The following is a 12,136-nucleotide window of genomic DNA, read 5'->3' as shown; positions in this document are numbered from 1 at the left end:
CTGTTAAAGCTGCATGGAAGATGTTGATTATGGTCCCGGGCGCTGGTAGTCTCAAAGCTGCATAGGAAATGCAGCTTATGCGCGCTGGCAACGCCGCCGGCAACGGTCCGTCTTTCCTTACCGTGCCATGCGGCGCCTCTCCATGTCCGAGCCCACCAAAAGCCAGCGCGTCATCAACATCCAACCCCTGTTTGCTTCAGAACCCAAGGTCTATCCGCGTTCGATCAGTGGCGTGTTCCAGCGCTGGCGCTGGGTCTTCGCCTGGCTGACGCAAATCGTCTTCTACGGCCTGTGCTGGCTGCCCTGGAACGGCCGCCAGGCGGTGCTGTTCGACCTCGACGCGCGCCGCTTCTACGTCTTCGACTTCGTGCTGTGGCCGCAGGACACCATCTACCTCGCGGTGCTGCTGGTGATTTCGGCGCTGGCGCTGTTCCTGTTCACCACGGTGGCGGGGCGCGTGTGGTGCGGCTACACCTGTCCGCAGACGGTCTATACCGAACTCTTCCTGTGGATAGAGAAGACCATCGAGGGCGACCGCGCGAAGCGCATGAAGCTGGATGCCGCGGCGTGGACGCCGCGCAAGGTCGGGCTGAAGACCGCCAAGCACGCGGTCTGGCTGCTGGTGGCGCTGTGGACCGGCTTCACCTTCGTCGGCTATTTCACGCCGATCCGCGAACTCGCGGCCGAGGCGATGACGCTGTCGCTGTCCGGCTGGGAAACCTTCTGGGTGCTGTTCTACGGCGCCGCCACCTATGGCAACGCCGGCTTCATGCGCGAGCAGATGTGCAAGTACATCTGCCCCTACGCCCAGTTCCAGTTCGTGATGTTCGACCCCGACACCCTGATCGTGGCCTACGACGAGGAACGCGGCGAGCCGCGCGGCGGGCGTTCGAAGAAGGTGGATGCGCGCGAAAAAGGGCTGGGCGACTGCATCGACTGCAGCATGTGCGTGCAGGTCTGCCCCACCGGCATCGACATCCGCAACGGCTTGCAACTGGAGTGCATCGGCTGCGCCGCCTGCATCGACGCCTGCGATCAGGTGATGGACAAGATGAACTACCCGCGCGGGCTGATCCGCTACTCCACCGAGAACGCGGTGAAGCAGCACAGCACGCGCGCCACCATCCTGCGTCGTGCCGTGCGGCCGCGGGTGCTGGTCTATAGCGCGGTGTTCGTGGCGCTGCTCGGCGGCACCGTGTGGTCGCTTGCCACCCGCATGCCGCTCAAGCTCGACATCCAGCGCGACCGCGCCACGCTGGCGAGCGAGGCGGCCGACGGCTCCATTGAAAATACTTTCCGTCTGCAACTCATCAACGCGAGCGAGCAGCCGCGCACCTATGCTGTAACCGTGGACGGGCTGGAAGGCATCCACCTCGCGGAGCGCATGGAGGTGCAGGTCGCGCCGGCGTCCACCGCCGCCGCCACCGCGCAGGTGCGGGTGGAGGCGGGCGCGGCGGCGCCGGGTGCGCACCCGATCCGCTTCACCGTGACGGACACCGCCAACGCCGGCGTCCGCGTCAGCGAAACCGCCAGGTTCTGGATGCCCTAGCCGCGGCGAGCAACGCAGCAAGGAGGACGGCCCGATGAATCAGCGCCTTTCGGTGCAGAAGGACAAGCTCAACGTGGTGCTGTTCGAAGGCATCCACGCCTCCGCGGTGGAAGCCTTCCGCGCCGACGGCTACGGCAGCGTCACCGCCGTCGCCAAGGCGCTGGCGGGTGAGGAGCTGGCGCAGGCGCTGGCCCACGCCCACTTCGTCGGCATCCGCTCGCGCACCCGCCTCACCGCCGAGGTGCTGGCGCAGGCGCCCAAGCTGGTCGCCGTCGGCTGCTTCTGCATCGGCACCAACCAGGTGGACCTGGGCGCCGCCGCGGCGCGCGGCGTGCCGGTGTTCAACGCGCCTTTCTCCAACACCCGCAGCGTGGCCGAGCTGGTGATCGCCGAAACCATCATGCTGATGCGCGGCATCCCGGCGCGCAACGCGCTGCAGCACCGCGGCGGCTGGATGAAGAGCGCCGCCAACGCCTGGGAGGTGCGCGGCAAGACGCTGGGTATCGTCGGCTACGGTCATATCGGCACCCAGGTGGGCGTGCTCGCCGAACAGCTCGGCATGAGCGTGGTGTTCCACGACATCGAGACCCGGCTGCCGCTCGGCAACGCCCGCCAGCTCGGCTCGCTCGACGCGCTGCTGGCGGTGGCCGACGTGGTGAGCCTGCACGTGCCGGAAACCCCGGCGACGATGAACATGATCGCCGCGCCGCAGCTGGCCGCGATGAAGGCCGGCAGCTTCCTCATCAACGCCTCGCGCGGCACCGTGGTGGACATCGACGCGCTCGCCCAGGCGCTGGAGACGGGCCACCTGCTCGGCGCCGCGATCGACGTCTTCCCGGTGGAGCCGGAAGGCAACGACGACCCCTTCGTGTCGCCGCTCACCCGCTTCGACAACGTCATCCTGACGCCCCACATCGGCGGCTCCACCGCCGAAGCGCAGGCCAACATCGGCCGCGAGGTCGCCGCCAAGCTGATCCGCTACAGCAACAACGGCTCCACCGTCACCGCGGTGAATTTCCCCGAGGTGTCGCTGCCCGAGCACGCCGGCAAGTGCCGCGTGCTGCACATCCACCGCAACGTGCCCGGCATGCTCGCGCGCATCAACGAGCGCTTCTCGCGGGCCGGCATCAACATCGCCGGCCAGTACCTGCAGACCACGCCGGACCTCGGCTACGTGGTGATCGACGTGGATGCCGCCGCCAGCCAGGTGGCCTTCGACGAGCTGTGCTCGATCGAAGGCACCATCCGCTGCCGGGTGCTGTACTAGCGGCGGGCATCGCTCCCGCCGCGCCCTCAGTCCAGGCTGGCGCGCAGGCGGGCCAGGTCCGGAATGCGGATCGTGCGCCCGGCGACCTCGATCAGCCCGGCCTCGATCAGGTCGTGCAGGATGCGCGAGAAGTGTTCCTGGGTGAGGTTGAGGCGCGACGCGATCGTCGCCTTGCTGGTGCGCAGCCGTATCGCTACGCGGCTGCCGGCGGGGTTGTCGTCGTCGACCTCGCGCAGCAGGTAGCCCACGATGCGGTCGCGCCCGGAGCGCAGCGAATAGTTCTCGACGTCGGCGATCAGGTGGTGCAGCCGGCGCGACAGGCCGGCAATCAGCTTGCGGCAGAACACCGGGTCGCGCTCCATCTCGTCGAACACCACCTGCTTGGCGATATGCAGCAGCGTGCTGTCGGCCAGCGCCTGCGCCATCACCACGTAGGGCGTGTCCATGAACATCACCGCCTCGCCGAAGGTCTGGCCGGGGTGCAGGATCTCCACCACCTTCTCGTTGCCGGCCGCCGAGACGAAGGCGAGCTTGATCTGGCCGGTGAGGATCAGGTGGAAGCCGCTGCAGGCGTCGCCGCGGTGGAACAGGATCTCGCCGCGCGCGGCCTTGATCTCGCGCACGCCGCGCGCAAACCGCGCGATCTCGCCTTGGGCGAGGCCGTCGAACAGCGGCGCGGTGGCGAGCAGCTGGCAGATGCGCTCGGTGGGGATGTCGAGCGTGCGCGCGGCGGCGGGCAGGGGCGTGGCGGCGTCCGCGGGCGACAGGCAGGGAGGGCACTCGTGGCGCATCGTCACCTCGTGAGCTGGGCGTAGAACATCGGCAGCCGGGCGGGCAGTTCCTCCGGCTTGCGGATCACCGCGTAGCCGGCCGGGCCGAACAGATGGGGCAGGTAGTCGGCGCCTTCGCGGTCGATGGTGACGCAGAAGGGCAGTACGCCGCGGCGGCGCGCTTCCGCCACCGCCATGCGGGTGTCCTCGATGCCGTAGCGGCCGTCGTACAGATCGAGGTCGTTGGGCTTGCCGTCGGACAGGATCAGCAGCACCCGGCGCTGCACCGGCTGCGGTTCGAGCAGCGCGGTGGCGTGGCGGATGGCGGCGCCCAGCCGGGTGTAGTAACCGGGCTTGATCGCCATCACCCGGCCGCGGATGCGGTCGTCGAAGCGCTCGTCGAAGTCCTTCAGGCGGTGGAAGCGCACCTGGCTGCGCTTCACCGACGAGAAGCCGCACAGCGCGAAGCGGTCGCCGGTGGCGGCCAGCGCCTCGCCGAACAGCAGCAGGCTGTCGCGGATCACGTCGATCACGCGCGCCTCGCTCGACACCCAGCTGTCGGTCGACAGCGACAGGTCGGCCAGCGCCAGGCAGGCGAGGTCGCGCTCGCGCCGCTCCAGCGACAGCCACAGCTGATCCGAAGGATGGCGGCCGCAGGCGCGGTCGGTGGCGGCGCGCACCGCGGCGTCCACATCGAGTTCGCTGCCGTCGGCCTGCGCCTTGATCCAGCGCCGCGCCGGCTGCAGCGCGGCAAACTGCTGCTGCAGCCGGCGCGCCCCGCGACGCAAGCGCGGCGGCAGCGGCGCCGGCGCGGCGCGCGGATCGGCCGGGTTGGCGGCGAGTTCGAGCAGGCGCACGTGGTCCTCGCGCAGCAGGTTCTTGCGGTAGTCCCATTCCGGCAGCGCGATGCCGTCGCCCAGCACCACGTCGTCCTCGGCCGCGGAGGGCAGGTCGAGGTCGAAGCGCACCTTGGAGGCGACGCGCTCGCCATCGCGCGCGAGCGACAGGTGATCGAGCCCGGCCGCGGCAGAGGCGGCGTCGGGGTCGGGATCGTCGTCGGTGCTGCGGTCGAGCTTGATGAACTCCGCCACCGACAACAGGCTTTCCGCGCGGAACAGCATCAGCAGGCCGTGCTTCTGCTGCGGGGTGTCGACGCGCTCGGCGCGATGGGCGCGGCGTTCTTCGTCGTTGTTGGCGGTGGCTGAGGCGGCGTGGTCGGTGTGCTGGCGGGTGGGAGCCGGGCTGTCGGCGCTGGCGGCCGGGGGCGGCGCCAGCCACAGCAGCACCGGGCAGGCGGCCAGGGTGCCGGGCGGCACGTCGGGCAGGAGGTCGATGCTGCCGGGCTGGATCAGGGCGCGTCGCAGCGCGCGCTCACGCTCGGCCTCGGCAGGCGGAAGCCTGGCCGGGTCGGGGCGGAGTGCGAGGGTGGCGACGAGGAGGCGCCGGTAACTGGCGGCGAGGCCGGGCCAGCGGGTGAGCAGGTGGAGGGTGGCGAGTTGGTTGAGGTGGAGTTCGGGGTTGAGTTGGGACAGGGACGGAGTTCGATCTGCTGCGGACGGCTCTCCACCGATGGGGGCGCGATTACGCTCGATTACCGCGCGGTCTTGCCCCCTCCCCTTCAAGGGGAGGGGTGGGGTGGGGATGGGGTTAAGCGACAGTGCAAGCTCCAACCCCATCCCCCTCCTCACCTCCCCCTTGAAGGGGGAGGGACAGTACCGCGCGGCTCTATCGTTGTGGGGCTTCGGGGCTTCTCCGGTATCCGGAGCGCCTGCGCGGCGCTTCCCCACCTCCACCCAAGCCCCCGCCAGCGCCCCCAGCCACACATACAAATCCCGATTCAGCCCCGCATCCGCGAACACCTCGATCTTCGGTGGCAGCCGCAGCGTGTTCTCGTCCAGCCGCGCGCGCGCGATCTTCTCGCCGCTGCCGGCGACGCGCGCCAGCCAGCTCCGTCGCGCGCCATGCTCGTCCTCGGTTGCCGCGGCCACCCGCAGGCCGCCGTCGCCGCCGAGCGCGCGGAACACCACGCCGACGCGCCGTTCGACCGCCTTCAGCGTCACTGCCGCTTCCGGATGGCTGCCGCCGGCGGCGCGGGTGACGAGGCGGTGCCAGAGCTTGCCGACCGCTTCTTCCATGGCCTAGCGCTCCCGCCTGGCGCGGAAGCCGGCTTCGTTCTGGCGCGCGGCTTCGCCGCTCACCCACTGCAGCAGCGGACCCTGCGGGTTGTCGGCCTGGGTCTGGCCGCAGGCGTCGATGCATTGCGCGCACTGGGTGCAGGTGAACATGTGGCGCTTGATGTTGCGCGGGGTCAGCCGCATCGGGCACACCGCGTCGCAGGCCGACTGCTTTTCCGGCAGGCAGCTCGCGCAGTCGGCGGCGCGCACGCGGGCGAAGCCGACCACCATCGCCTTACGGTTGCCCATCCACGCCAGGCTCTGGAACAGGCCGACCGCGCAGGCGTAGCGGCAGAACAGGTGGCGGGCGAAGAGGAATTCCAGCGACAGCACGGTGGTTGCCGCGGCGAGGAAGATGCCCGGGTTGCGGCCGAGTTGGCCGTGCAGCAGCGCCGGATAGACCTCGGCCGGCGGCAGCAGGTAGGTGAGGAAGACCACCGCCCAGGTGAAGGCGAAGCCGATCGCGGCCGGCATCACCACCAGCCACCAGCGCGCGTCGATGCGGCGCTGGGTGCCGTCCGGCAGCCAGGGCGTCACCGCCTTGCGTTCCCACACGCTGTGCTTGCCGCTGGCGCGCAGCATCAGCGCATTGATGGTTTCCACCACCGAGAAGTGCGGGCACAGCCAGCCGCAGTACAGCCGGCCCCATTTCCACGCCACCCACAGGAAGACCGCGGCGCCGCCGAACAGCGGCAGGAAGAGGCGCAGCAGCACGTTGGCCGCGGCCTGCCCGGCGCCGATGTGCCCGACGAGAAAGTCGTCCAGCCCCAGCCGCCATTCGAAACCGAGCAGCCAGGCATGGCCGGCGGCGAGGTCGTAGCGGAACAGGTCGAACACCGGCGCCAGCACGAAGAGCAGGAAGAAGCCGGCCTGGAAGGCGAGGCGGCGGCGCTGCAGTCCGCGCGGCTTCCCGGCGTCGCCATTGGCGATCGGGATCACCCGGCGCGGCGGCGTAAGGGTGGGGGAGGTGGGGTCAGTCATCGCAAGGGCCGCAACGGCCGATCGCTGGCAGCAGGCAGTCCGCGCGGCGGGCAGTGGGGCCGGCAATGGTGTGGGTGGGGGAGGCGGCGCATCGTGGGCGATCCGGCGGGCGGCGCGGGTCAGCGGCCGAAGCTCGCGGCGACCACGTCCATCAGCGCGGCGGCCACCTCGATATCGTCGGTCAGGCTTTCGACGATGGCGACGCGGCAGGCCTCCACCGGGTCCATGCCGTCCTTTACCAGCAGCGCGGCATACACCAGCAGCCGGGTGCTGGCGGCCTCTTCCAGGTCGCGGTCCTTCAGTGCGCGCAGCGCGCCGGCGATGCTAACCAAGCGGCGGGCCAGGTCGGGGGCGCAGCCGGTCTCGGCGAGCAGCACCGCCTCTTCGCGCTCCGGCGTCGGAAAGTCGAAGCGCAGGCTGACGAAGCGCTGGCGGGTGGAGGGCTTCATGCCCTTCATCAGGTTCTGGTAGCCGGGGTTGTAGGACACCACCAGCATGAAGCCGGGCGGCGCCTGCAGCAGCTCGCCGGTGCGGTCGATCGGCAGCAGGCGGCGGTCGTCCGCCAGGGGGTGCAGCACCACCGTGGTGTCCTTGCGCGCCTCCACCACCTCGTCGAGGTAGCAGATGCCGCCCTCGCGCACCGCGCGCGTCAGCGGGCCATCGCACCACACGGTGCCGCCCTCGACGATCAGGTGGCGGCCGACCAGGTCGGCGGCGGTGAGGTCGTCGTGGCAGGCCACGGTGTAGAGCGGCAGCCCGAGGCGCGCCGCCATGTGGGCGACGAAGCGCGTCTTGCCGCAGCCCGTGGGGCCCTTGATCAGCAGCGGCAGGCGGTTCTTCCAGGCGTGCTCGAACACCGCCACTTCGTTGCCGGCGGGCTGGTAATGGGGCAGGGCGGAGTCGGGGAGATCGTTCTTCATGGCCCCGAGTCTAGGAAGCGCGGCGCGGCGGAGCCTTGATTCGGGACAAGTCGCGCCGGTCGGTGCGTGTTGATGCCCGGCCCAAGGGGCGCCCCGGACGGGGAGGCCGACGCAAGGGCGCAGCGCCCTCGCTGGAGGGACGGGCTTCAGGGCGCGGGCGGCGCTGCCGGCGGCTCGGCTTCGGGGACGTCGAGGCCCCAGTCGCCGTACAGATACCAGTCGTCGCCGAGCAGTTCGGCGGGATGCTGGGTGCGGCCGGAGCCGTTGCCGCAGGCCAGCGAATCCGCTGCGCAGTACTTGTCGCAGCCCCAGCAGATGCGCTCCGGGTGGGCGGGGTGGAGCGGAAATTTCCTCGCCATGGTCGTGGCCTCTGAACGAAAAAGGGGCGGCCGTCGCCGCCCCTTCCGGTGTTGGCGATGGCCGTTCGGGATCAGGCCGCGACCGCCTTCTTGTCGCCCTTCACGAAGAAGCTCGCGAGGTAGATCAGCAAGCCGATCAGGAAGATCACGCCGGAGGCTTCACGCATCCAGTAGAACAGCGAGATCTGGTCCTGCGTCGCCATGAAGGACAGCGGCGTGTCGGAAACGCGCTGCAGCCACACCTGCAGGATGCCGGCGGCGGTGAGGAACAGCGTGATGAACACCATCGCGATCGTCATCAGCCAGAACGCCCACATCTCCATCACCTGCGCCTTGTTGGAGTTGGCGGCGCGGCCGCGCAGGATGGGCATCGCATAGCTGATGATGCACAGCACCACCATCACGTAGGCGCCGTAGAAGGCCATGTGGCCGTGCGCGGCGGTGATCTGGCTGCCGTGGGTGTAGAAGTTCACCGGCGCGAGCGTGTGCAGGAAGCCCCACACCCCGGCGCCGAGGAAGGCCATCACCCCGGTGCCCAGCGCCCACAGCGTGGCCGCACGGTTGGGATGTTCGCGGCGGCGGCGGTTGACCATGTTGAAGGCGAACACCGTCATCGCGAAGAAGGGAATCGGCTCCAGCGCGGAGAAAATCGAACCCCACCACTGCCAGTATTCCGGCGCGCCGATCCAGTAGTAGTGGTGGCCGGTGCCGATGATGCCGGTGACCAGCGTCAGCGTGATGATGACGTACAGCCACTTCTCGATGACCTCACGGTCCACCCCGGTGACCTTGATCAGCACGAAGGCCAGCAGCGCGCCGAGGATCAGTTCCCACACGCCTTCCACCCACAGGTGCACCACCCACCACCAGTAGAACTTGTCGCGCACCAGGTTGTGCGGATTGACGAAGGAGAACAGGAAGAAGATCGCCAGCCCCCACAGCCCGAGCAGCAGCACCATGCTGATTGCCGTCTTGCGCCCGCGCAGCATGGTCATGGTGATGTTGAACAGGAAGGCGAGCGCCACCACCACGATGCCGATCTTGGTGATCAGCGGCTGCTCCAGGAACTCGCGGCCCATGGTCGCCAGGATGTCGTTGCCGGTCATCTCGGCGAGCCTGGCGTAGGGCACGAACAGGTAGCCGAGGATGGTGAGCGCGCCGGCGGCGAGGAAGACCCAGAACAGCACCAGCGCCAGCCTGGGGCTCCACAGCTCGGTTTCGGATTCCTCCGGCACCATGTAGTAGGCCGCGCCCATGAAGCCGAACAGCAGCCAGACGATCAGCAGGTTGGTGTGCACCATGCGGGCGACGTTGAAGGGCAGCGCGGGGAAGAGGAAATCCCCCACCACGTACTGCAGGCCCATGATCAGGCCGAACAGGATCTGCCCGACGAAGAGGCCGATGGCCGCCACGAAGTAGGGCTTGGCGACCGCTTGTGATGTGTATTGCATTGAGTGTTCTCCTTGCGGACGCGGGCGGTCAGCCTTCGATGTTGGGCGGCCACTTGGCCGAGTTGATCTCGGAGGCGTACTTCAGGAAGGCGACGAGGTCGTCCAGCTCCTGCTCGGTGAGGTTGAACTGCGGCATCTGGCGGCGACCCGGCGTGCCGGTGGGCTGGGCCTTGATCCACGCCTTGATGAAGTCCGGCCCGCGGCGCACATAGACGTTGCCGAGTTCGGGCGCGAAATAGGCGCCTTCGCCCAGCAGCGTGTGGCAGCCGATGCAGTTGCGCGTCTCCCAGATCTTCTTGCCGGCGATCACCGCGGGGGTCAGGTTCTCGCGGTTGTCGCGCTTGGGCAGTTCCTTTTCGGTATGGAAGGTGAGCGCAAGGAACAGCAGGAAGAAGAACATCGATCCGCCGTAGAAAATGTTGCGCGCCATCGACTTGGTCATGATGCCGCTCATGTCGTTATCCTCATTTCGGGTCTCTGGTGTGGGTGGGGGGAAGGCCGGTAGTGGGGCGGATTCTCGTTTCCGCGCCTGCGCGCCCACCATGATCTGAATCAAGAACCGCCAGGCGCCGCGAGGCCCGGAATCCGGCGGTTTTTGCGACTTGACCCGGGTCAAGGAGCCGCTGCGCTGCAGCGCAAACAATCGGCTCCATTCCCCGATGGAGTCACCCCCGATGGACCGCCTGACCCGACTGATGCATCAGCACCACGGCCACTGCGACGAGGTTTTTGCCGCGGCCGAAACCGCCGCCCGCGTGGGCGACTGGGCCGCCTGCGCCACCGCGCTGCAGCGCTTCCGCGCCGACCTGCTGGAGCATCTGGACGTGGAGGAGGCGCGCATCTTCCCGGCCTTCGAGGCCCACACCGGCAACACCACCGGGCCCACCCGCGTGATGCGCGGCGAGCACGAGCAGATGCGCGAGATCGTGGGCTGGCTGGGGGAGGCGCTGGAGGCGCGCGATGCCGAGGCCTTCCTGGATGCGGTGGAAACCTTGCTGATCCTGATGCAGCAGCACAACATGAAGGAAGAGAACATCCTCTATCCGATGTGCGATCGCGTACTGGGCGCGGACGCGGCCGCCTTCGACGCGCTGCTCGACAGCGTGGAGACCGCGCTCTCCGAGGTGAGCCATGGCTGATACCCCTGTTTCGCGCATCATCGACGCCCGCGAGCTGGCGCCGCCCGAGCCGATGGAACTGACGCTGGAAGCGCTCGACACCCTGCCGCGCGGCGAGGAGTTGCAGCTGTGGCTGCTGCGCGAGCCTTTCCCGCTCTACAACATCCTGAAGAACAACGGCTTCGCCCACCGCGTCGAGTATTGCGACGACGGCCGCTTCATCGTGCATATCCGGCACGCGGGCGCCTGAGGCGCGGCGGATGGCGGCGGAACTCTCGTTCGAACAGGCGCCGCCGCTGTCGGTGCCGCTGCGCTTCTTCTTCACCGCGCCGCTGTTCGCGCTGGCGGCGGGCCTGCTGCTGGTGCTGCGCGGGGATGCCGTGTTCGCCAGCCGGTGGACGCCCGAAGCGCTGGCGCTCACCCACCTGCTCACTGTCGGCATGATGTTGCAGGTGATGGTGGGCGCGCTGTTCCAGGTGCTGCCGGTGGCCGCCGGCGCCAACCTGTGGCGGCCGCGCGTGCTCGCCGCGCTGGTGCATCCGGCGCTGACGCTGGGCGGCATTGCGCTTGCCGCCGGCTTTCTGGGCGCGGGTGCGCTCGCCTTCCATGCCGCAATCGCGCTGCTCGGCACCGCGCTGGTGGCCGTGTTTGCCTGCGCCTCGGCCGGCTTGTGGCACACCCCGGCGCTGGGCCCCACGGTGTGGGGGCTGCGGGCCGCGGTGGTGGCGCTGGCGGTGGCGGCGGCGCTCGGCTTTGCGCTGGCGCTGGCGCGTAACGGCGTGCTCGAACCCGCCTGGCTGGCGCTGTCGGCGCTGCATCAGGGCTGGGCGCTGGGTGGCTGGGCGGGCTTGCTGCTGGCCGCGGTGGCGTGGCTGGTGGTGCCGATGTTCCTGCTGACGCCGTCTTATCCCGCGTGGTTTGCGCGCGCGTTGTCGATCGGCGTGGCGGTGCTGATGGTGGCAGGCTCGGCCCTGTGGCTGTCCGGCTGGCAGTCCGCCGAGGCCGCGCTGGCGATCGGCCTTGCGCTCGCCGCCGCGGCCTTCGCCGCCGCCACGCTGGCGCTGCAGCGTCGCCGCCGGCGCAAGGTGGCCGATGCCTGCCTGCGCTTCTGGCAACTGGCGATGGCATCGCTCGCGGCGCTGGCGCCGCTGCTGGCGTGGGATGTGGCCGCCGGCGACCCCACCGGCGGCGCGCTGCCGGTGCTGGTGGGCGTGCTCGCGCTGGCGGGCGGCTTTCTGTCGGTAATGCTGGGCATGCTCTACAAGATCGTGCCCTTCATCCTGTGGCTGCACCTGCGTCGCCGCATCAGCCGCCCGCCGGCCATGACCAGGCTGGTGACCGAAGGCCGCCAGCTGCTGCATTTCCGCCTCCACCTGGCCGGCGTCGCGGCGCTGCTGGTGGCGGTGTGGCTGCCGCTCGCGGCAATTGCCGCCGGCGTGCTGCTGGCACTGTCGGGCGGGCTGCTCGCCGCCAACCTGGGCGGCGCGCTGAAGGTGTATCTGGCCGCCGGGGCGGGTGCCGAACCGGCCCGCCAGCCCGGCTGAACC

Annotated in this window: 12 protein-coding genes; 5 read left to right on the top strand and 7 right to left on the bottom strand. The window is 69.4% G+C overall.

The window, feature by feature from the left end; all coding sequences use genetic code 11:
• Window positions 1-142: 142 nt before the first annotated feature.
• Both ccoG and serA read left to right on the top strand, forming a co-directional pair.
• Entirely contained in the window at window positions 143-1,549 is a 1,407-nt protein-coding gene (ccoG, locus tag dqs_RS15925) for a cytochrome c oxidase accessory protein CcoG (RefSeq protein ID WP_065341106.1), read from the top strand.
• Window positions 1,550-1,583: 34 nt separating this feature from the next.
• Window positions 1,584-2,816 (top strand): phosphoglycerate dehydrogenase, encoded by a 1,233-nt coding sequence (gene serA / locus dqs_RS15920; protein ID WP_065341105.1) that lies wholly within the window; start codon window positions 1,584-1,586, stop codon window positions 2,814-2,816.
• Window positions 2,817-2,842: 26 nt separating this feature from the next.
• On the opposite strand, the gene dqs_RS15915 is transcribed toward serA, so the two are convergent.
• The 7 genes from dqs_RS15915 to dqs_RS15885 all read right to left on the bottom strand — a co-directional run bounded on the left by dqs_RS15915 (window position 2,843) and on the right by dqs_RS15885 (window position 9,925).
• Window positions 2,843-3,607, bottom strand: a complete 765-nt coding sequence (locus dqs_RS15915) for a Crp/Fnr family transcriptional regulator (RefSeq protein WP_065341104.1) — start codon at window positions 3,605-3,607, stop codon at window positions 2,843-2,845.
• A 2-nt stretch (window positions 3,608-3,609) separates the two neighbouring features.
• Window positions 3,610-5,721 carry a nitric oxide reductase activation protein NorD gene (locus dqs_RS15910; protein ID WP_065341103.1) on the bottom strand — a complete coding sequence of 704 codons (2,112 nt, stop codon included), beginning with the start codon at window positions 5,719-5,721 and terminating at the stop codon, window positions 3,610-3,612.
• A 3-nt stretch (window positions 5,722-5,724) separates the two neighbouring features.
• Complete coding sequence (locus tag dqs_RS15905; protein WP_065341102.1) at window positions 5,725-6,741, bottom strand: 4Fe-4S binding protein; 1,017 nt, start codon at window positions 6,739-6,741, stop codon at window positions 5,725-5,727.
• A gap of 119 nt (window positions 6,742-6,860) precedes the next feature.
• The gene (locus dqs_RS15900; RefSeq protein WP_065341101.1) at window positions 6,861-7,661 is read right to left on the bottom strand and encodes a CbbQ/NirQ/NorQ/GpvN family protein; all 801 of its coding nucleotides are present in this window, start codon (window positions 7,659-7,661) and stop codon (window positions 6,861-6,863) included.
• Between the two features lie 146 nt (window positions 7,662-7,807).
• Window positions 7,808-8,020: a DUF3079 domain-containing protein gene (locus dqs_RS15895; RefSeq protein ID WP_065341100.1), complete on the bottom strand. Its 213-nt coding sequence runs from the start codon at window positions 8,018-8,020 to the stop codon at window positions 7,808-7,810.
• Window positions 8,021-8,091: 71 nt separating this feature from the next.
• Window positions 8,092-9,471 (bottom strand): cbb3-type cytochrome c oxidase subunit I, encoded by a 1,380-nt coding sequence (locus dqs_RS15890; RefSeq protein ID WP_011766814.1) that lies wholly within the window; start codon window positions 9,469-9,471, stop codon window positions 8,092-8,094.
• A 28-nt stretch (window positions 9,472-9,499) separates the two neighbouring features.
• The gene (locus dqs_RS15885; RefSeq protein ID WP_011766813.1) at window positions 9,500-9,925 is read right to left on the bottom strand and encodes a c-type cytochrome; all 426 of its coding nucleotides are present in this window, start codon (window positions 9,923-9,925) and stop codon (window positions 9,500-9,502) included.
• Window positions 9,926-10,145: 220 nt separating this feature from the next.
• Between dqs_RS15885 and dqs_RS15880 the strand changes: the two genes are divergently transcribed.
• The 3 genes from dqs_RS15880 to dqs_RS15870 are packed head-to-tail and all read left to right on the top strand — an operon-like array spanning window position 10,146 to window position 12,133.
• Entirely contained in the window at window positions 10,146-10,610 is a 465-nt protein-coding gene (locus tag dqs_RS15880; protein WP_065341099.1) for a hemerythrin domain-containing protein, read from the top strand.
• Entirely contained in the window at window positions 10,603-10,839 is a 237-nt protein-coding gene (locus dqs_RS15875) for a DUF2249 domain-containing protein (protein WP_065341098.1), read from the top strand. The genes dqs_RS15880 and dqs_RS15875 overlap by 8 nt, the downstream gene beginning before the upstream one ends.
• Before the next feature lie 10 nt (window positions 10,840-10,849).
• The gene (locus dqs_RS15870) at window positions 10,850-12,133 is read left to right on the top strand and encodes a hypothetical protein (protein WP_065341097.1); all 1,284 of its coding nucleotides are present in this window, start codon (window positions 10,850-10,852) and stop codon (window positions 12,131-12,133) included.
• Window positions 12,134-12,136 lie beyond the last annotated feature (3 nt).

Source organism: Azoarcus olearius (assembly GCF_001682385.1).
Classification (GTDB): domain Bacteria; phylum Pseudomonadota; class Gammaproteobacteria; order Burkholderiales; family Rhodocyclaceae; genus Azoarcus; species Azoarcus olearius.
This window is presented reverse-complemented; position numbering and strand designations above follow the sequence as displayed.